Below are 18,118 nucleotides of genomic sequence, written 5' to 3' on the forward strand. Positions count from 1 at the left end.
TACTATAAATCTTCAAGTAGCAGTAAATACATGTTTTTGGCACAACTTCCATAAGTCAAGAAATCTTCTTCTTGAACTTTTTCAAAATATTTTATAGTAGTAATATTTGTTGGATAATCTTTGTCGTATTTTTTCTTAATGACACGTAAACCGTCACTTTTAGATTCAAGAATCTGGCTTGTTGTTGCTAAAATAACAATATTATCAGGAAGTTCGTTTGGTTTTAATTGCTTGATTTGATTGGATGAAAAAAGAACAGAACCTTCATCGGCAATAAGATTTTCACATCCTGCTAATAAAAATTTTGGTTGTTTTATATTTTGGTATATTATATTATTTTCAACTAATAGGTTAAACAATTTTGGTTCGTAACACAAGGCTTCGCTTTCAAACCAGTCGTTTTCTTCTAATATATTTTCGAATTGTTCTCTAACTTCTTCAAGGTTTTCACAATAGATAAATTTACCACCATTTTTCTTAAAATTAAAGGTAAATAGCTCATCTACTGGAAGTTCTGAATGTTTTGGTGTGTTATATTGACTTTGGCTTTCCTCGTCGGAAGCATCGCTGCTCGAACCAAATATTTTTTTAAAAAGACTCATAATTATTGTTCAAATTAGTAATTTCTCACTTGAAAACCTTCAAAGATAAAAAAATCTTAATTCAAAAAATGATTTTGAATTAAGATTTTAAGTTTTTGTACTAAATTTATTAATTACGCTATGATTTCAGCTAAATCTTCGTTGTCTTTTTGATACGGACGTCTTCCAAAAATAGTTTCTAAATCGTCTTTAAAGATTACCTCTTTTTCAATAAGAATATCGGCAAGAAGTAGTAATTTATCTTTGTTTTCAGTAAGTATTTGAATCGCTCTTTGATATTGTCCTTCTATTAAAAGTGAAATTTCTTTATCAATTGTGATTGCTGTATCTTCAGAATAAGGTTTGCTAAAATTATACTCACCTTGACCAGAAGAATCGTAATACGTAACATTACCTAACTTTTCGTTCAAACCATAAATCGTAACCATTGCACGAGCTTGTTTGGTAACTTTTTCCAAATCAGATAATGCACCAGTTGAAATTGTATCAAATACTACTTTTTCAGCGGCTCTTCCGCCCATGGTAGCACACATTTCATCCAGCATTTGATCAGGACGCACAATAAGCCTTTCCTCCGGAAGATACCAAGCTGCACCAAGACTTTGACCTCTTGGAACTATGGTTACTTTGATAAGCGGCGCTGCGTGTTCCAACATCCAGCTTACTGTAGCGTGTCCAGCTTCGTGAACTGCAATAGCTCTTTTTTCTGCCGGAGTTACAATTTTGTTTTTCTTTTCTAAACCTCCAACGATACGGTCTACAGCATCAAGGAAATCTTGTTTGTCTACTGCCGATTTGTTGTTTCTTGCTGCAATTAAGGCAGCTTCGTTACATACATTGGCAATATCTGCTCCAGAAAATCCTGGTGTTTGTTTCGCTAGAAAGTCTGTATCCAATCCTTCTACTTTTTTCAAAGGAGCTAAATGCACTTCAAAAATTTCTTTTCTCTCACGAATGTCTGGTAAATCAACATAAATTTGTCTGTCAAAACGTCCAGCACGCATCAAAGCTTTATCTAAAACATCAGCTCTATTGGTAGCAGCGATAACAATTACATGCGTATTTGTTCCAAAACCATCCATTTCTGTAAGTAATTGATTCAATGTGTTTTCACGTTCATCATTTCCGCCAGACATACTATTTTTTCCTCGTGCACGACCTACTGCATCAATTTCGTCAATGAAGATAATTGCTGGTGATTTTTCTTTTGCTTGTTTGAATAAATCTCGAACTCGTGAAGCACCAACACCTACAAACATTTCAACAAAATCAGAACCTGATAAAGAGAAAAAAGGCACTTTAGCTTCACCTGCAACAGCTTTCGCCAATAACGTTTTTCCTGTTCCTGGAGGTCCAACAAGTAATGCTCCTTTTGGTATCTTACCACCTAAAACAGTATATTTTTCTGGATTTTTAAGAAATTCTACAATTTCCTGTACTTCTTCCTTAGCGCCTTCTAATCCAGCAACATCTTTAAAAGTAACTTTTACATCAGCTTTTTCATCAAAAAGTTTAGCTCTAGATTTTCCGATGTTGAAGATTTGACCTCCGCCACCGCCAGCACCTCCGCCAGACATTCTGCGCATAATGTAAATCCAAACTCCAATGATTAAAATAAATGGAAGGAAACCAATTAGCATTTCTGTCCAATCACTTTTTTGCTTAAAGTCGTAAGATTTAAGTTTCTTATCTTGTGAAGCTTTTATTAATTTATTTTCAAAATTCTGAGCATCGGCAATTTCAGAAGTGTAATGCGGTCCTTTATTTGGATTTCCAAATACATCTTTAGCAACCTTGCTATTACCTTTTTCTTTTATTGCTGAAGCAGATAAAAATACTTCTGCTTGTGATTTATTGTAAACGACAATTTTATCAACTTTTCCTGAATTTAAAAGTTCATCCAACTTAGATGATGAAATTATAGATGGGTCTTGCATACTTGAACCACCAGCAATATTTAAAACTACAAACATTGCAATAATAATTCCTAAAATCCACCATGGGCTTATTTTCATGCCATTTGGTTTTTTATTCTCTGCCATTATCTAGTATATTTTTTTTTAGTATTTATTTGCAATTGTAGTAATTTTTGCATCACCCCAAAGTCCTTCAATGTTATAGTATTCACGAATTTCTTTTTGAAAAACGTGTACAACGATGCTTACATAGTCCATTAAAACCCATTCGGCATTGTCTGTACCTTCAACATGCCAAGGCTTGTCTTTAATTTCCTTAGAAACTAGTTTTTGAACCGAACCAACAATCGCGTTAACTTGTGTGTTTGAATTTCCGTTACAAATGACGAAGTAGTCACATACGGCTGAATCTATTGCTCTTAAATCAAGAATTTCTATATCGTTTCCTTTTACTTCTTCTATTCCTTTTATTATGTTTGCTAATAAAATATCGGTACTAACTGTATTTTTTGTCATTTAATTATTTTGTATATTACATGCAAAGGTATCAAATTTTGTCATTATTTTTGATGCTTAACATAAGTTTAAATTCTGTTTCACAAAATTTCTTACATGAATATTATCAAACTCGATGCCATAGATTCTACCAACGACTTTTTGAAAGAAATTTCAAAGAAACAGTTAGTAGAAAATTTCACAATTGTTACTGCAAGAAATCAGACAAAAGGACGAGGTCAAATGGGTGCTGTATGGCAATCTGAAAGTGGTAAAAACTTAACAATGAGTATTTTGATAAAGGATGTACTGTGTAATCCAAGTCAAATATTTGATTTAAACATCGCTGTTTCTCTAGCTATTATTGAAGTTCTTACAATTTTTAGCATTCCAAAATTAGCAGTAAAATGGCCAAACGACATAATGTCAGACACTAAAAAAATTGGTGGCATTTTGATTGAAAATAGCTTTAAAACTGACACAGCCATTGAGTCAATAGTTGGAATTGGATTGAATGTAAATCAAACCGATTTTGCCAATTTACCGAATGCTTCATCCTTAGCGGTTGTTTCAAAAACTGAATTTGATTTGGATGAAATTATAAACAAAATTCATTTTCAGATTAAAAAAAATTGCGAAATTATAATTTCAAATCAATCGGAGAACTTATGGGAAAAAATTCATCAGAATTTATTTAGAATTGGAGTTCCGATGCCCTTTGAAAATGTTGAAAAAAATAGATTTATGGGAATCATTCAGGGAATTTCATCTGATGGAAGACTTGAAATTCTTTTGGAAGACGACTCGATTGAAAGCTATGGAATTAAAGAGATTACGATGCTTTATTAATTATTTTTAGCAAAAAAGGTTAGTTTTCAAAATAGTTACAAGAAACAAATTTAAGAAAACTACCTAATCACTATTTTCCCATGTTAAAATAGCACTTAGATGATTAGGAAGATTTTCTAATAAATTTAAGTTTTTTATTTTTACAAATATCCAAGATTCGTGGGATTCACTTTTTTTATTTTCATCAATGATGATGATTTTATCAAGATTATATTTTTTTAATATTTCAGTAAGATTAAATATATCCTCATCATCAATTCCAGATATTGCGCCGGTTCCAGAATACTTTGGTCCAATAAAATAGTTATACAAATCAATTGAAGGACTTATTAATTGATTGTCGGGTATAGATAGATCATTACACAATGGAATATAAATTCCTTCAATTCGAGAGTGGCGACAAGAAGTTCCACCAGTTTGATTTGAAAATATAATTCCTGAAGGATAATTAATAATTATTCCTAGTCCAACAGTGTCAAATAGATTAATTATTGGCTTAACCATTAGACATTTATAAAGTTATTCGTAAGTATCTCCAGCATTACAATTTATGCATATTCTCAGCTAAAGTTTCAATAAACTTAGAAATTGGTCCTTTAATCATCATCGCCATCATGGCATTGAATTCGCCATTAAAATCTAGTTTTATTTCGCTTGAATTTTCTGAAACTGAATCAATACTTGCAACTAATGTAAATGGAAGTTTATCGCTTGCAGCAGCTAAATTCACTTTAGAATACGGAACGCCTTCTTTTAATCGTAACTTAATTTCTGGCATGCCTTTTAATCCGAAATTAAAAATGTCATCTCCAAGAACTTCAAATTTTGAAATAGTTTCGGGCATTAATTTCTCAAAATTTTTAACATCAGACAGCGCGTTGTAAATATATTCTGCCGATTTTTCTACGGTTACTTTTTGACTTTCTAAATTCATTATATTTTATATCTAAAATTTGTTATTTATACGTTCCAAGTTGATGGACTTTTTCTCCATTCTTGAAGTGTAACTTGTTCTTCTTCTGTAATGTATTGCTTTTCAACAGCTAAGTCTAAAAGATGTTCGTAATTGCTTAACGTGTGTAATTCAACATTTGCATTTTTAAAATTTTCTGCAGCTACATCAAATCCGTACGAGAAAATTGCTAGCATTCCTTTTACATTTGCGCCAGCTTCTTTCAAAGCGTCAACTGCGTGCAAACTACTATTTCCTGTCGAAATTAAATCTTCAACAACCACAACATTTTGTCCTTTTTGTAAAAAACCTTCCACTTGATTTTGTCTTCCGTGCTTTTTTGCCTCTGGTCGAACGTACACAAATGGTAGTCCAAGTTCTTCTGCCACGAGTATTCCAATGCCAATTGCACCAGTTGCAACGCCAGCAATTACGTCGGGCTTACCATAAATTTGTTCAATTTGTTTAGAAAATTCATCGCGTATGTAATTTCTAATCGCTGGAAATGAAAGCGTTAGTCGGTTATCGCAATAAATAGGAGAGTGCCAACCTGAAGCCCATAAAAAAGGATTTTTAGGATTCAATTTAATTGCATTTATTTGCAAAAGTAATTCGGCAGTTTTTTCGGCTGTATCTTTATTAAAAATCATAGTACAAATGTATAAAGTTTTTGTGAACGACAAACCACTTTTTTTGACAAATGAAATCGAGAAAGAAACCGATTTTCAGTTTTTCTTGCTTGAAAGTATTGATATTGAACAGCTTATTATAAAAATGTTCAATAATAAAATTTTAAAAGCTTACTTGTATTATCCAGATGAGAAGGAAATTCTTAAAAAGATGAAAGAACAAATTCCAGTTAGAAAAGCTGGAGGTGGTTTGGTGTACAATAAAAAAGGAGAAGTTTTATTTATTTTAAGAAACGGAAAGTGGGACTTGCCAAAAGGCGGAATCGAAAAAGAAGAAGATATTGAAGATACTGCAGTGCGTGAAGTTGAAGAAGAAACTGGTGTAGGAAAGTTGAAAATTACTAAAAAGCTTCAAAAAACGTATCATATTTTTAAACGCAACGGAAAATACCGATTGAAAATTACGCATTGGTTCGAAATGACTTCCGACTTTGATGGCATCTTATTACCGCAGGAAAATGAAGGAATCGAAAAAGCGGCATGGCTCAATCCAGAGCAAGTTAAAGAAGCTTTGAAAAATTCGTATGAGAATATTAAATTACTGTTTGAGCCCGAATATATCAAAAAGTAATTACTTTACAACTCGGTAAACAGGATATTGCAAATGCGCTTTTTCATAATAGGGCGATTTCTTGTAAATCCAGTCCAATTGTGAGGCTGCGTTTTCTGAAAAGGTTTTATCCGATTGTTTTTTAGCTTCAAATTCGGCTTTTATTGTGGGATTTTTATCTAAGAATTCTTTGGCTAAATCTTCAAAAACGTAAGCCGAAAAGTACTCTTTTTGTTGCAAAACAGTATCGAAGAAATTCCAATTGAAAAATGAATCAACGGCTTCTGGTTCAAGAGTTTCTAAAACATATTTTACATTAGGTTGCTTAGTATGAAACACATAATCACCGTAGTAAAATTTAATTTTCTCGATGCTTTTGGCAACTTTGGTTTCATAATGTCCGTAATGTCCTTCGTAAGGTGATTTAGAAGTTTGATAACTTGCAATTTTATACGATTCGACTTCAATGACGGTATCTTTTTGAATTTGAGTAAATTCGATGTTGTTAAGTTTCAATAAATCAATAACTTGCCATTGTGTTTGTGGAATGATGTAACTGTTTGGAATTGTTATGAATTTGGTTGCTTTATAATCGGCATAAAACGGTATTTTCTTGGTAAATGGTTTTTTTCTGTCGTAAAATAATCGGTCTTTTCCAGTGACTTCGCTTTTAATATAACTTCCGTCAAAGCCTTTAAAATCTATCGATGAAACTTTGGAAGAATCAATTTCCCATTGAATTGGATACTGATTTCCAGCTGCATTTTCTTTCCAACTTTCGTCCTTTATTTTTTTGATTTTCTGCCAATTGGCATCGGTGTAATTGATAACGCTCAACATAAATTCGTAAGTAACTTTTACTCGGTCTTTAAATGGTTTGAGCATGTGCGTTTCAGGTACAAATCCGAGTGTGTTGAACAAAGTGGTGTAACCAGTTGCGTATCTTGGTGTGTCAGAAAATTGTTCGAAACCCTTGTCTGGCGTAGTGCTGTGAACATTTACGTAAGGAACAACATCGATTTTTTTACGATTCATGTCTTTCACAATTTCTGGGTAAAATTCGTTTTTAAAATAATTCCCCATACTTGTTCCTAAACGTTCGTGTTGCGTTGCAATGCAGGTAAAAGTATATTGATAATCGGCGCCATTGGAAACGTGATTGTCAATGAAAACTTCGGGATTTATATTGACAAATAACTCTTGAAAACTTCTAGAATTTTTGGTATCCGATTTTATAAAATCTCTATTCAAGTCGTAATTTCTTCCGTTGCCGCGAAAACCATATTCTTCTGGTCCATTTTGATTGGCTCTAGAAGCGGTATTTCTATTAAGCATTCCATCGATATTGTACACCGGAATTACAATTACCATCGTGTTTTTTGGAACTTTAATCTTTCCTGACGCCAAATCTCGCATCAATAGCATTGATGCATCAATTCCGTCAGGTTCGCCTGGATGAATTCCGTTGTTGATTAAAATTTTAGCTTTATTTTGATATACATTAAAATTTTTATTTTCTGAAAAAATTACAATGTGCAACGGTTTTCCACTATCAGTTTTACCTTTTGCAATCATTTGAATATTGTCGAAGTTTTCATCTAAATTTTCATAATAACTAATGCATTCTTCATAGGTTGTAGATTGGTTTCCGTTTCCTTTTTCAAAAGGTGTTTGAAATTCATCTTTAACTTGTGAAAATAGAGAAGTAGAAATCATTAAAAGAAATAAAGGGAAAAATCGCATGGTGTTGTGTTTATGAAATTCAAATGTAAAGAATTTCAATGTCAATATCAATATCAATGTCAATGTCAATATCAATGTCAATATCAATATAAATATCAATGTCAATATCAATGTCAATTTCAATATCGAATACATATAGTTTAAGATTTTTGCTTCTTCAGAATGACAATTTTGTAATACTTGAAACTTAAAACTTGCAACTCACAATTTAAAAAAACTACCTTTGCAAAATGAATAAAAATCCACATTCCAATAATTTGCTTTTGAATCTTGGTATCGAAAGTTTGAACGAAATGCAAGAAATGGCGCAAGATGCTATTTTAAATGATGCTAATGTTTTATTATTATCGCCAACAGGTTCGGGAAAAACGCTTGCTTTTTTGCTACCACTTTTCGAAATGTTGCAGCCAGAAATCACTACTGTTCAGTGCTTAATTCTGGTTCCATCGCGTGAATTGGGTTTGCAAATTGAGCAAGTTTGGAAAAAAATGGGAACGGATTATAAGGTAAATGTTTGTTATGGCGGGCATTCTATTGATACTGAAATTAAAAATCTTTCGAATCCACCAGCGGTTTTAATTGGAACACCTGGACGAATTGCCGATCATATTGATAGAGGAACTTTTAAAACTGATGCTATTGTAACGTTGATTTTGGATGAATTTGACAAATCGTTACAACTTGGTTTTCATGAGCAAATGTCGTTCATAATTTCAAAATTAAATAAATTGAACAAGCGAGTTTTGGTTTCGGCAACGTCTGATATTGAAATTCCAAAATATACACGAGTTGTAAATCCGACCGTTTTAGATTTTATTCCAACCGAAGAGCAGAATTCTAATCTGACTTTGAAAATGGTGGTTTCGAAAGAAAAGGATAAAATCAATGCACTTTTTAATTTAATTTGTTCTTTAAAATCGCAATCGGCAATTATATTTTGTAATCATCGTGATGCTGCCGAGCGAATTAGTGATACGCTCAACGAGAAAGGAATTTATTGTACTTACTATCACGGCGGAATGGATCAGGACGAACGTGAACGTGCTTTGATTCAGTTTAGAAACGGCAGTGTGAGTTATTTAATTACAACCGATTTGGCTGCACGTGGTTTGGATATTCCCGAAATGAAGCACGTAATTCATTATCATTTGCCTTTAAAAGAAGACGAATTTACCCATAGAAACGGTCGAACTGCGAGAATGTTAGCGTCTGGAACTGCCTATATTATTGTTCATGAAAGTGAGAAAAAAATGGAGTATTTAGATTATGGAATGCCAGTTTTGAATGTTGATAATGCTACAACTTTACCAAAACCACCAGAATTTCAGACGATTTACATTAGTGGTGGAAAGAAAAACAAATTAAATAAAATTGATATAGTTGGTTTCTTTTCTCAAAAAGGAAAATTGGAGAAAGGTGATTTGGGATTGATTGAAGTAAAAGATTTCATATCATTTGCAGCGGTAAAATCTAAAAAAGTAAAAGCGTTTTTAGGCAATATTCGCGACGAAAAAATGAAAGGCAAGAAGTTTAAAATTGAAGTTGCCCGAAAAGTTATTAAGAAGGAAGAATAAGAAAGAATAAAAAAAGGAGAACTAAATTGTTCTCCTTTTTTATGATTAGATTTTTTTCGGTAACGGTTTTTCAGCCATAAAAAGGAAATAAAATCCGACAATTATGAACGGTATACTTAGCCATTGACCTGTAGAAAATATTCCTAACGACTTTTCAATTCCGCCTTGACTGCCTTTTACAAATTCAACTATGAAACGCACAGTCCAAAGTAGAATTAGGAATACTCCAAAAATAAGACCGTGTTTTTGTGCTGCATTTGTTTTCCAATACAAGTACATCAAAATTGCGAATACGAAAACATAGCAGAAAGCTTCGTACAATTGTGTTGGGTGTTTTAATGGAACTTCATTTAGTAAACTCAAAAATTTAGGATCATTTTCAACTGCTTTATAAGCTGCATCTACATTTGTGATGTTCGTTCTTGCTACAATATCTTGTGGGCTAAAATAATCTCGTATGAATTTGATTCCAAAAGTGGTGTTTGACGTTTCTTTACCAACAATTTCAGAATTAAAAAAGTTTCCTAATCGTACAAATATGGCACCGCTTGCGACAGGTATAACCACACGGTCTAAAACCCAAAGAATAGGTTTTTTGATGATATTTTTACTATAAAAATACATCACAATTATTATCGAAACCGCTGCACCATGACTTGCTAATCCAGCAAATCCTGTAAATTCAAATTCGGGTTCAAATCGAAATGGAAGTAAAATTTCTAATTTATGATTGCTGAAATACTCCCAGTCATAAAAAAACACATGTCCAAGCCTCGCACCTAATAAAGTAGCAAGAACGGTCCAAATGAATAGCGTGTCTAATTTATCAAGTGACTCATTTTCTCTTTCAAAAATGCGTTTCATGATGTACCAACCTAGTCCAAATGCTACTACAAACATCAAACTGTAAAACCTAATATTTATAGGACCTAAGTGTATTCCTTCAGATGGATTCCAAATCATATTTTGGGATAATTTAATTTAATATTCAAAAGTAAATATTAATTATTTCTTAATTGTGAATAATATGTTATTTGTGAGCACATTTTTTTTCGGGTACAGGATCATATCCTTTTTTACCCCACGGATTACAACTAATAATTCTTTTGATACCAAGATAACTTCCGTAGAACAATCCGTGAATCTTTAGCGCTTCAATAAAATAGCTGGAGCAAGTAGGTTCGTACCGACAAGAAGAAGGCAAAAATGGTGAAATCGCTACTTGATAAAAACGTATTAAAAGAAAAAGAGGATAAGTAATTATTTTAGAAAGCGATGCCATTGTTAATTTGAAATTGTAAACCCAGTACTTTCTTTACCGTCTTTTAATTGAATACCAAGAACCAATAACTTATCGCGAATTTCATCAGACAATGCCCAGTTTTTATTGGCTCTTGCTTCGTTTCGCATTGTAATCAACATTGCAACAACTCCTTCTAATTTATCTGAATTATTACCTGCCGTTTTTTCATTTTTAATCCCTAGAACATCAAATGTAAAATTCTCTAAAGTAGCTTTTAAAGTAGCTAAATCTTCAGCAGTAATGGTTTCTCTTTTATCATTTAAAATATTTACGAATCGTACTCCTTCAAACAATTGTGCTATTAAAATTGGTGAATTAAAATCGTCATTCATAGCGTCATAGCAACTATTTTTCCAAGATTCAACATCTAGAGTAGAGGTAGAACTAGTTTCAATTTCCTTTAACAATTCAATACCTTCCATCAATCTGTAAAACCCTTTTTCGGCGGCCAGTATAGCATCATTAGAAAAATCCAAAACACTTCTGTAATGCGCTTGAAGCATAAAAAATCGTGCAACATTTGGTTCAAATGCTTTGCTTAAAAACGGACTTTCTCCAGTAAAAATTTCACCTGGCAAAATATTATTTCCAGTAGATTTTGCCATTTTTTTTCCGTTCAACGTAAGCATGTTGGCATGCATCCAATAATTCACCGGTGAATGCCCAGTACAAGCCTCATTTTGAGCAATTTCACATTCGTGATGTGGGAATTTTAAATCCATTCCGCCACCATGAATATCGAATGTTTCGCCTAAATACTTAGTACTCATTGCTGTACATTCCAAATGCCAGCCTGGAAAACCAGTTCCCCAAGGTGATGGCCATCTCATAATGTGTTCCGGTTCTGCACGTTTCCATAGTGCAAAATCTTGCGAATTTCTTTTATCACTTTGTCCATCGGTATCACGAGTATTGGCAAGCATGTCTTCAATATTTCTGCCGCTCAATTTTCCGTAGTCGTGTGTTTCATTAAATTTCACTACATCAAAATATACACTACCATTGGATTCATAGGCAAATCCGTTATCGATAATTTGCTTAACAATTTCGATTTGCTCAATAATATGTCCGGTTGCAGTAGGCTCAATACTTGGAGGTAAAAAATTGAATTTATCCAAAATAGTATGAAAATCAACGGTATATTTTTGAACTATTTCCATTGGTTCCAATTGTTCTAATCTGGCTTTTTTAGCAATTTTATCTTCACCATCGTCTACATCATCAACAATATGGCCAACATCGGTAATATTTCTTACGTATCTTGTTTTATATCCTAAGTGCAACAAATACCTAAAAATTACGTCAAAACTCATAAAAGTTCGCACATTTCCCAAATGCACATTGCTGTAAACTGTTGGTCCGCATACATACATACCAACGTTTCCTTCATGAACAGATTTAAAAACTTCTTTTTCGCCGCTCAGCGAATTATAGATTTTAAGCGTTTGATTTTTGTATAATGACATAATTTTATAATATTTTTTTGAAGCAATTTCCAGCTTTTCATTTCAAGCTTGCTTGTAAAATTGGTTTTTTCTAAACGTTAAAAAAGCTTCCGCTGGTCGCTTCTTTACCGCAAGAAAAATCACAATTTTCCTTCACAAGGCTTTCCATTTCAATCTGGGCTAGTACTTATTGTTACCTAATTTCTAAAACAAAATTTAAAACGAAGTATCTAACTTTATATAATCTAGAAATTCTCTTCTTACATTTTCATTTTTAAATTTACCGCCAAATTCGGCAGTTACTGTACTACTTTCAATATCTCTAATTCCTCTAGAATTTACACATAAATGCTTTGCATCAACAACACAAGCAACATCTTGAGTATTTAAAACTTTTTGCAACTCTCTCACAATTTGAATTGTAAGTCGTTCTTGTACTTGAGGTCTTTTAGAAAAATAATCAACAATTCGGTTCATTTTAGACAATCCAACCACTTTACCATTTGATATATAAGCAACGTGCGCGCGACCTACAATCGGCAATAAATGATGTTCGCAAGTAGAATATACTACAATATTTTTCTCAACGAGCATTTCATTGTACTTGTATTTATTTTCAAATGTTGAAGAACTTGGTTTTTTATTAGGATTTAACCCACCAAAAATTTCTTTTACAAACATTTTAGCAACTCTATTAGGAGTTCCTTTTAAGCTATCGTCAGTTAAATCTATTCCTAGTGTTTGTAAAATATTTTCTACATCCTTTTTTATTAGCTCAATTTTTTCCTCATCAGACTTTTCAAATGCGTCAATTCTTAAAGGTGTTTCTTCGTTAGTTGCAATGTGATTGTTACCAATTTCATCACTTAAGTCTTCCTGATTTATCATTATATAATTAATAAGATTTTTTTTAACAAAATTTAATTGCAAAGATAAATATTATTGAAATATAAAAGGCTAAGAGATTATTATTTTTAAAAAAATCAAATTTTAAGATAATTATTAGTTAAATTTATGTAAATTTCGCACTTAAAAAATGTTAATAAAATGAAAAAAGGTTTACTATTATTATTACTAAGTTTTCTGTTTATCAATCATTTACATTCTCAAAATCTACTTGTAAATGGTGATTTTGAAAGTGGTGGAAACGGTGTTGGTTTTAACATAAACGGTGTTGGTTACAACTTAATAACTGCGCCATTTTCTGGAACTACCACTGCAGGAGATTATGCTTTTACTACAAATCCATTACCAATGAATCCTACCTTTTTTATAGCAGGTGGCGATCATACAACTGGTACTGGAAATATGATGGTAATTGATGGTAATAGTGACGCTACATCACCTCGTTTTTGGCGTGCTGGTAATACTGGTGGAGGAATTTGTGGTTTAACAATTGGAGCAACTTACAGGTTTTCATATTGGATAAAATCAGTTTCAACTTCGGTAACCAATGCTGCAACTCAAGCAAATATTGGTATTCAGTTTAATAATGTTTCTTCATCCTCTTTACTTTCGGGAAGTGCCGTTGCGCCATTACCGGCAAGCGGATGGCAAAAAGTAACGTATACATTTGTACCGAGTAACACCTGTGTTAATATTGAATTATGGAACATAAATACTAGTTTGACAGGAAATGATTTTGCTGTTGATGATTTTGTTGTTTCAAAACCTTTAGCGTTGACTTACTCAACGATTCAGCAGTCATGTCCAGGTTTGAATGACGGTGCAATTAATGTTTATGGAATTGGTGGTGTTACTCCGTATGTAACGTACACTATTTCAGGAACAGCTTCTCAAACTAATACTACAGGTGTTTTTACTGGTTTAGCAAATGGTGCTTATACTGTTTCAGTAACCGATACTAATGGAACAGTTGTCACACAAGCTGGCGTAGTAATAGGTGCTTTGGCAAATCCATTAGTTACATCTTTCAATAGTACAATATGTGTTGGCAGCCCAAGAACTTTATCAGTTACAGGTGGAACGACTTATTTGTGGACTTCATCACCGTTGGATCCAACTCTAACAGATCCAACTAGTGCTACTCCAACAGTTACTCCAACAGTTGCAACTACATATACTGTAACATCAACTGTTACTCGTCAAAGAAATTTAGTTTTCAATGGAAATTTTAGTTCAGGAAACATAGGTTTTACTTCCGATTACCAATTTTTAACAGCTTCAACACCTACAGGAGTTCAAGGTGCTTATGGAGTTGTGAATAATCCAAGTACATGGTTCGCTCCATTTTCTACGTGTGGTGATCATACCAACGGTACTGGAAATATGATGGTTGTAGATGGTTCTATAGCGAATGGCGGTAACGATAGACTATGGTGTCAAAACATTCCTGTCACTCCAGGTTTAACTTATACTTTTAGTTATTGGATTCAAACTGTTGCAACTCCAAATCCAGCATCAATAGAAGCAACTATTAATGGTTCTTCTCTTGGAATTGGAATTGCTCCGTCTGTAACTACTTGCGGAAATTGGACACAATATACTTACACTTGGAATTCTGGTGCAGCGACAACTGCATTGATATGTTTGTATGACAGAACGGTAACTTCTGCAGGAAATGATTTTGCAATTGATGATATTTCTTTTACAACTCCAACAACTTGCGTTTTTACAAGAAATGTTGTAATCACGCCAGTGACTCCACCTACAGTTACCATGTCAGGTAGTACTAATATTTGTCCAAATTCAACAGCAGTTTTGACTTTTACAGGTACACCAGGTGCATCAGTATTATTTACAGATAATATTACTGGTTCATTCTATACAGTATTTTTAAATGCTTCTGGAACAGCAAGTTTTACTACTCCTCCAATTCCTGTAACTACAACTTTTTCATTAGTTAGTGCAAATAGTAGTCCGCCAGGATGTGTAAATAATAATGTAACAGGTTCAGCAGTTATTACAATCAACTCTAATGGTTGTGCTACGGTATTGAGTGGTGGAGTAGCCATCGGAGCGGCAGTACCACCAATATGTAACGTTGGTGAATGTAGAACAATTACTTCTACATTTGTTGACTTAGGAACAACAACTAGCTATGCTGTAGAGTCAATTCCATATTGTCCTCAAGCTGCTTTTTCAGATCCAACATTTACAGGCTTAAATGTAACAACGGATGATGTTTGGTCAGGAGCAATACCGCTTCCATTTCAATTTTGCTTTTTCGGACAATCTTACAATTCAGCTAACATAGGTTCTAACGGAGTTGTAACTTTTGCTGCTGTGACTGGAGGATGTCCTTGGGCTTATAGTCAAACTATACCAAATGCAGGTTTTCCAATATTAAATGCAATTTATGGTGTTTATCAAGATATCAATCCAGCTGTAGCACCAACGCCACCAGCAGTAATTAGTTATAATTATAAATTGGAGGGAACTTATCCTTGTAGAAAACTTATTGTAAATTTTGCAAATGTTCCGCAGTTTTCGTGTGGAAACAGTGTAGGTTTACAAACTTCTCAGATTGTCCTTTATGAAATTTCAAATATTATAGAGGTTTATGTGCAAAGACGTGTGCCATGTACTTCATGGAACAGTGGTAATGGTTTAATTGGAATTCAAAATGGAGCAGGAAGTTTAGCTTATACTCCTCCGGGAAGAAATACAGGTGCTTGGACAGCAATGAATGAAGGATGGAGATTTAGACCAAACGGTCCTTCAGCTGTTACTTTTCAGTGGCTTCAAGGAACAACAGTTGTTGGAACAACGCCTACATTAAGTGTTTGTCCAACAACTACGACTACTTATACTGCTCAAGCTTCCTATAATGTGTGTGGAGTACCTACAGTAGTTTCTGATGATATTACAGTTACAGTTTACCCTGATTTGACTCAAGCACCTCAAGATATTACGCAGTGTACTAATATTTTTAATTTGAATTCAAATACGCCAATAATGTTGGGAACATTAAGTCCATTTGATTATTCAATTTCTTATCATACAACTTTAGCAGATGCTCAAAATACTGCAAATCCAATAACCAATACTGCTGCATTTCCAAGTTCAGGACAAACTATTTATGTTAGTATTTTAGGACCTGGTAGCTGTGTAATAGTTAAAGATTTTGATTTAATTGTTTCTAACTGTTTTGTTTGTGAAACAATAACAAATCCGTCTGTAGATCAAACTTTGTGTATAAATGATAATCCTACACCATTTTCGGTCAATACAGGTTATACCAATACGAATTCAATTTCTTTTGTATATTTTAATACTCTTCAAACTGGTACAAATATGTATTCAGGAGGAACACTTTTGGGTAATGTTACTCCAGTAGGTACAGTTGCAACTTATGATGCTGGAGTTCTTGGTACACCAGGATCACTCCCAAATGTTCCCGGAACATATTATGTTTATGCTATAGCAAATCCGCTACCTTCCGATCCAACTTGTAGACCATTTCAATTAATAACTGTGGTGGTTAATCAACAATTTACAGCTGGAACATCTGGAGGAGTAACAATTTGTGAAACCAATACTGCTACGATTGATTTGTTCAGTTTGATTACAGGAGAAGATTTAGGTGGAACTTGGACGCAGGTTACAGGTTCAGGAGGATTTTTTGATGCAGCAGCTGGAACATTTACTCCATCAATTGGATCAACTACAAGTACATTTAATTACACCGTTGCATCATTACTTCCTTGTGCAAATTCAACTAGTACTGCAACAGTAACTATTAATCCGCAGCCAGTTGCTGGCACTGATGGCTCAATAACTATATGTGATTCTAGTACTACAACAATAGATTTGTTTAGTTTAATTTCTGGAGAACAAAGTGGTGGAGTTTGGTCGCAGACTAGTGGATCTGGCGGTGTTTTTGATCCAATCGCAGGAACTTTTACACCTGCATTAGGTGCAACTAGTAGTACGTTTAATTATACTTTAACTGCTACTTCTCCTTGTATAGATGACTTTAGTGTTGCCACGATTACCATAAATGCACAACTTTCTGCAGGTACCGATGGAGCTATAACAATATGCGATTCAAGTACAACTATTGTTGATTTATTTAGTTTAATAACAGGAGAAAATACGGGTGGAGTTTGGACTCAAATTTCTGGAACTGGTGGAGTTTTTGATTCTGCAGCAGGAACATTTGCTCCAACTGTCGGTTCTACAACAAGTATATTTGAATATTCTGTTCCAGGAACTTTACCATGTGTCGGCGATACAAGTTCAGTTACAATTTCAATTAATTCGCAGCTTAACGCTGGTTTGGATGGATCAATTACAATTTGTGAAACAAACACTACTGTGATCGATTTATTTAGTTTAATTTCTGGAGAGCAAAGTGGCGGAGTTTGGTCACAAACTAGTGGATCAGGTGGTGTTTTTGATCCTACAGCAGGAACATTTACTCCAACTGTAGGTGCAACATCAAGTACATTTACGTATACATTGTCAGCAACTTCACCTTGTTTACCAGATAGTAGTGTTGCTTCTATAATTATAAATTCTCAACCTAATGCAGGAACAGATGGAAGTACAACGGTTTGTGATTCTAGTACTGCTACAATAGATTTGTTTAGTTTGATTACTGGTGAACAACCAGGTGGAATTTGGTCTCAGACTTCAGGTTCTGGAGGTGTGTTTAATGCAATTGCCGGAACGTATACTCCAGCGCCGGGAGCAACCAATAGTGTATTTACGTATGCTTTTGATGCAGTAACTCCTTGTTTAGACGACACCAGCACGGCAACAATCAACATCAATCCACAGCCTACAGCAGGATTGGATGGATCAACAGTTGTTTGTGAGACAAGTTCTGCAACAATCGATTTATTCAGTTTGATATCAGGAGAGCAAACAGGAGGTGTTTGGACGCAAACTTCAGGATCAGGCGGAACTTTTGATGCAATTGCAGGAACATTCACACCAGCAATAGGAGCAACAACAAGTGTATTTCAATACGAAGTAATTGGAACCGCACCATGTGTAAATGATACAAGTACCGCAACTATAACAATTAATGCG

14 protein-coding genes and 1 pseudogene are annotated in these 18,118 nt (G+C 33.8%); 4 read left to right on the forward strand and 11 right to left on the reverse strand.

The genetic code is table 11. From position 1 onward, the window contains the following. Positions 1–2 precede the first annotated feature (2 nt). The 3 genes from ACZ098_RS15070 to rsfS all read right to left on the reverse strand — a co-directional run bounded on the left by ACZ098_RS15070 (position 3) and on the right by rsfS (position 3,034). Positions 3–602, reverse strand: a complete 600-nt coding sequence (locus tag ACZ098_RS15070; RefSeq protein WP_487312594.1) for an LUD domain-containing protein — start codon at positions 600–602, stop codon at positions 3–5. Positions 603–715: 113 nt separating this feature from the next. Continuing rightward, positions 716–2,644 (reverse strand): ATP-dependent zinc metalloprotease FtsH, encoded by a 1,929-nt coding sequence (gene ftsH / locus ACZ098_RS15075; protein ID WP_487312595.1) that lies wholly within the window; start codon positions 2,642–2,644, stop codon positions 716–718. A gap of 18 nt (positions 2,645–2,662) precedes the next feature. Then, entirely contained in the window at positions 2,663–3,034 is a 372-nt protein-coding gene (gene rsfS, locus ACZ098_RS15080; protein WP_487312596.1) for a ribosome silencing factor, read from the reverse strand. Positions 3,035–3,130: 96 nt separating this feature from the next. Between rsfS and ACZ098_RS15085 the strand changes: the two genes are divergently transcribed. Next, the gene (locus tag ACZ098_RS15085) at positions 3,131–3,862 is read left to right on the forward strand and encodes a biotin--[acetyl-CoA-carboxylase] ligase (RefSeq protein WP_487312597.1); all 732 of its coding nucleotides are present in this window, start codon (positions 3,131–3,133) and stop codon (positions 3,860–3,862) included. A 63-nt stretch (positions 3,863–3,925) separates the two neighbouring features. Here the strand turns inward: ACZ098_RS15085 and ACZ098_RS15090 are convergent, their stop codons facing one another. From ACZ098_RS15090 to pyrE, 3 genes are read right to left on the reverse strand one after another with little or no spacing between them, the layout of a single operon-like run. After that, a complete protein-coding gene (locus ACZ098_RS15090; RefSeq protein WP_487312598.1) occupies positions 3,926–4,366 on the reverse strand; it encodes a DUF6210 family protein in 441 nt (146 codons plus the stop codon). A gap of 37 nt (positions 4,367–4,403) precedes the next feature. Then, positions 4,404–4,796 (reverse strand): SRPBCC family protein, encoded by a 393-nt coding sequence (locus ACZ098_RS15095; RefSeq protein WP_487312599.1) that lies wholly within the window; start codon positions 4,794–4,796, stop codon positions 4,404–4,406. A 26-nt stretch (positions 4,797–4,822) separates the two neighbouring features. Beyond that, positions 4,823–5,464: an orotate phosphoribosyltransferase gene (gene pyrE / locus ACZ098_RS15100; RefSeq protein WP_487312600.1), complete on the reverse strand. Its 642-nt coding sequence runs from the start codon at positions 5,462–5,464 to the stop codon at positions 4,823–4,825. Between the two features lie 7 nt (positions 5,465–5,471). Between pyrE and ACZ098_RS15105 the strand changes: the two genes are divergently transcribed. Then, positions 5,472–6,074 (forward strand): NUDIX hydrolase, encoded by a 603-nt coding sequence (locus ACZ098_RS15105; RefSeq protein ID WP_487312601.1) that lies wholly within the window; start codon positions 5,472–5,474, stop codon positions 6,072–6,074. On the opposite strand, the gene ACZ098_RS15110 is transcribed toward ACZ098_RS15105, so the two are convergent. Continuing rightward, positions 6,075–7,796, reverse strand: a complete 1,722-nt coding sequence (locus tag ACZ098_RS15110) for a M14 family zinc carboxypeptidase (RefSeq protein ID WP_487312602.1) — start codon at positions 7,794–7,796, stop codon at positions 6,075–6,077. It abuts the gene before it with no gap. 230 nt (positions 7,797–8,026) lie between these two features. Between ACZ098_RS15110 and ACZ098_RS15115 the strand changes: the two genes are divergently transcribed. After that, positions 8,027–9,370 (forward strand): DEAD/DEAH box helicase, encoded by a 1,344-nt coding sequence (locus ACZ098_RS15115; protein ID WP_487312603.1) that lies wholly within the window; start codon positions 8,027–8,029, stop codon positions 9,368–9,370. A gap of 45 nt (positions 9,371–9,415) precedes the next feature. Here the strand turns inward: ACZ098_RS15115 and lgt are convergent, their stop codons facing one another. The 4 genes from lgt to folE form a co-directional block, all read right to left on the reverse strand. Continuing rightward, the gene (lgt, locus tag ACZ098_RS15120; protein WP_487312604.1) at positions 9,416–10,333 is read right to left on the reverse strand and encodes a prolipoprotein diacylglyceryl transferase; all 918 of its coding nucleotides are present in this window, start codon (positions 10,331–10,333) and stop codon (positions 9,416–9,418) included. A 67-nt stretch (positions 10,334–10,400) separates the two neighbouring features. Beyond that, on the reverse strand, positions 10,401–10,652 hold the full coding sequence (gene yidD, locus ACZ098_RS15125; protein WP_487312605.1) for a membrane protein insertion efficiency factor YidD: 252 nt from the start codon (positions 10,650–10,652) through the stop codon (positions 10,401–10,403). Between the two features lie 2 nt (positions 10,653–10,654). Further along, positions 10,655–12,139 carry a cysteine--tRNA ligase gene (gene cysS / locus ACZ098_RS15130; RefSeq protein WP_487312606.1) on the reverse strand — a complete coding sequence of 495 codons (1,485 nt, stop codon included), beginning with the start codon at positions 12,137–12,139 and terminating at the stop codon, positions 10,655–10,657. A gap of 195 nt (positions 12,140–12,334) precedes the next feature. After that, positions 12,335–13,006 carry a GTP cyclohydrolase I FolE gene (gene folE, locus ACZ098_RS15135; RefSeq protein WP_487312607.1) on the reverse strand — a complete coding sequence of 224 codons (672 nt, stop codon included), beginning with the start codon at positions 13,004–13,006 and terminating at the stop codon, positions 12,335–12,337. Positions 13,007–13,165: 159 nt separating this feature from the next. Here folE and ACZ098_RS15140 point away from each other — a divergent pair. Next, positions 13,166–18,118 (forward strand): annotated as a pseudogene (locus ACZ098_RS15140) (hypothetical protein); the annotation flags it as partial.

This window comes from Flavobacterium sp. SP2 (assembly GCF_057626655.1).

Coding starts and splice junctions, on each gene's coding strand:
- ACZ098_RS15085 (WP_487312597.1), top strand. CDS start 3,131: ATGAATATTATCAAACTCGATGCCATAGATTCTACCAACGACTTTTTG.
- ACZ098_RS15105 (WP_487312601.1), top strand. CDS start 5,472: ATGTATAAAGTTTTTGTGAACGACAAACCACTTTTTTTGACAAATGAA.
- ACZ098_RS15090 (WP_487312598.1), bottom strand. CDS start 4,366: ATGGTTAAGCCAATAATTAATCTATTTGACACTGTTGGACTAGGAATA.
- ACZ098_RS15070 (WP_487312594.1), bottom strand. CDS start 602: ATGAGTCTTTTTAAAAAAATATTTGGTTCGAGCAGCGATGCTTCCGAC.
- yidD (WP_487312605.1), bottom strand. CDS start 10,652: ATGGCATCGCTTTCTAAAATAATTACTTATCCTCTTTTTCTTTTAATA.
- rsfS (WP_487312596.1), bottom strand. CDS start 3,034: ATGACAAAAAATACAGTTAGTACCGATATTTTATTAGCAAACATAATA.
- cysS (WP_487312606.1), bottom strand. CDS start 12,139: ATGTCATTATACAAAAATCAAACGCTTAAAATCTATAATTCGCTGAGC.
- folE (WP_487312607.1), bottom strand. CDS start 13,006: ATGATAAATCAGGAAGACTTAAGTGATGAAATTGGTAACAATCACATT.
- lgt (WP_487312604.1), bottom strand. CDS start 10,333: ATGATTTGGAATCCATCTGAAGGAATACACTTAGGTCCTATAAATATT.
- ACZ098_RS15095 (WP_487312599.1), bottom strand. CDS start 4,796: ATGAATTTAGAAAGTCAAAAAGTAACCGTAGAAAAATCGGCAGAATAT.
- ACZ098_RS15110 (WP_487312602.1), bottom strand. CDS start 7,796: ATGCGATTTTTCCCTTTATTTCTTTTAATGATTTCTACTTCTCTATTT.
- ACZ098_RS15115 (WP_487312603.1), top strand. CDS start 8,027: ATGAATAAAAATCCACATTCCAATAATTTGCTTTTGAATCTTGGTATC.
- ftsH (WP_487312595.1), bottom strand. CDS start 2,644: ATGGCAGAGAATAAAAAACCAAATGGCATGAAAATAAGCCCATGGTGG.
- pyrE (WP_487312600.1), bottom strand. CDS start 5,464: ATGATTTTTAATAAAGATACAGCCGAAAAAACTGCCGAATTACTTTTG.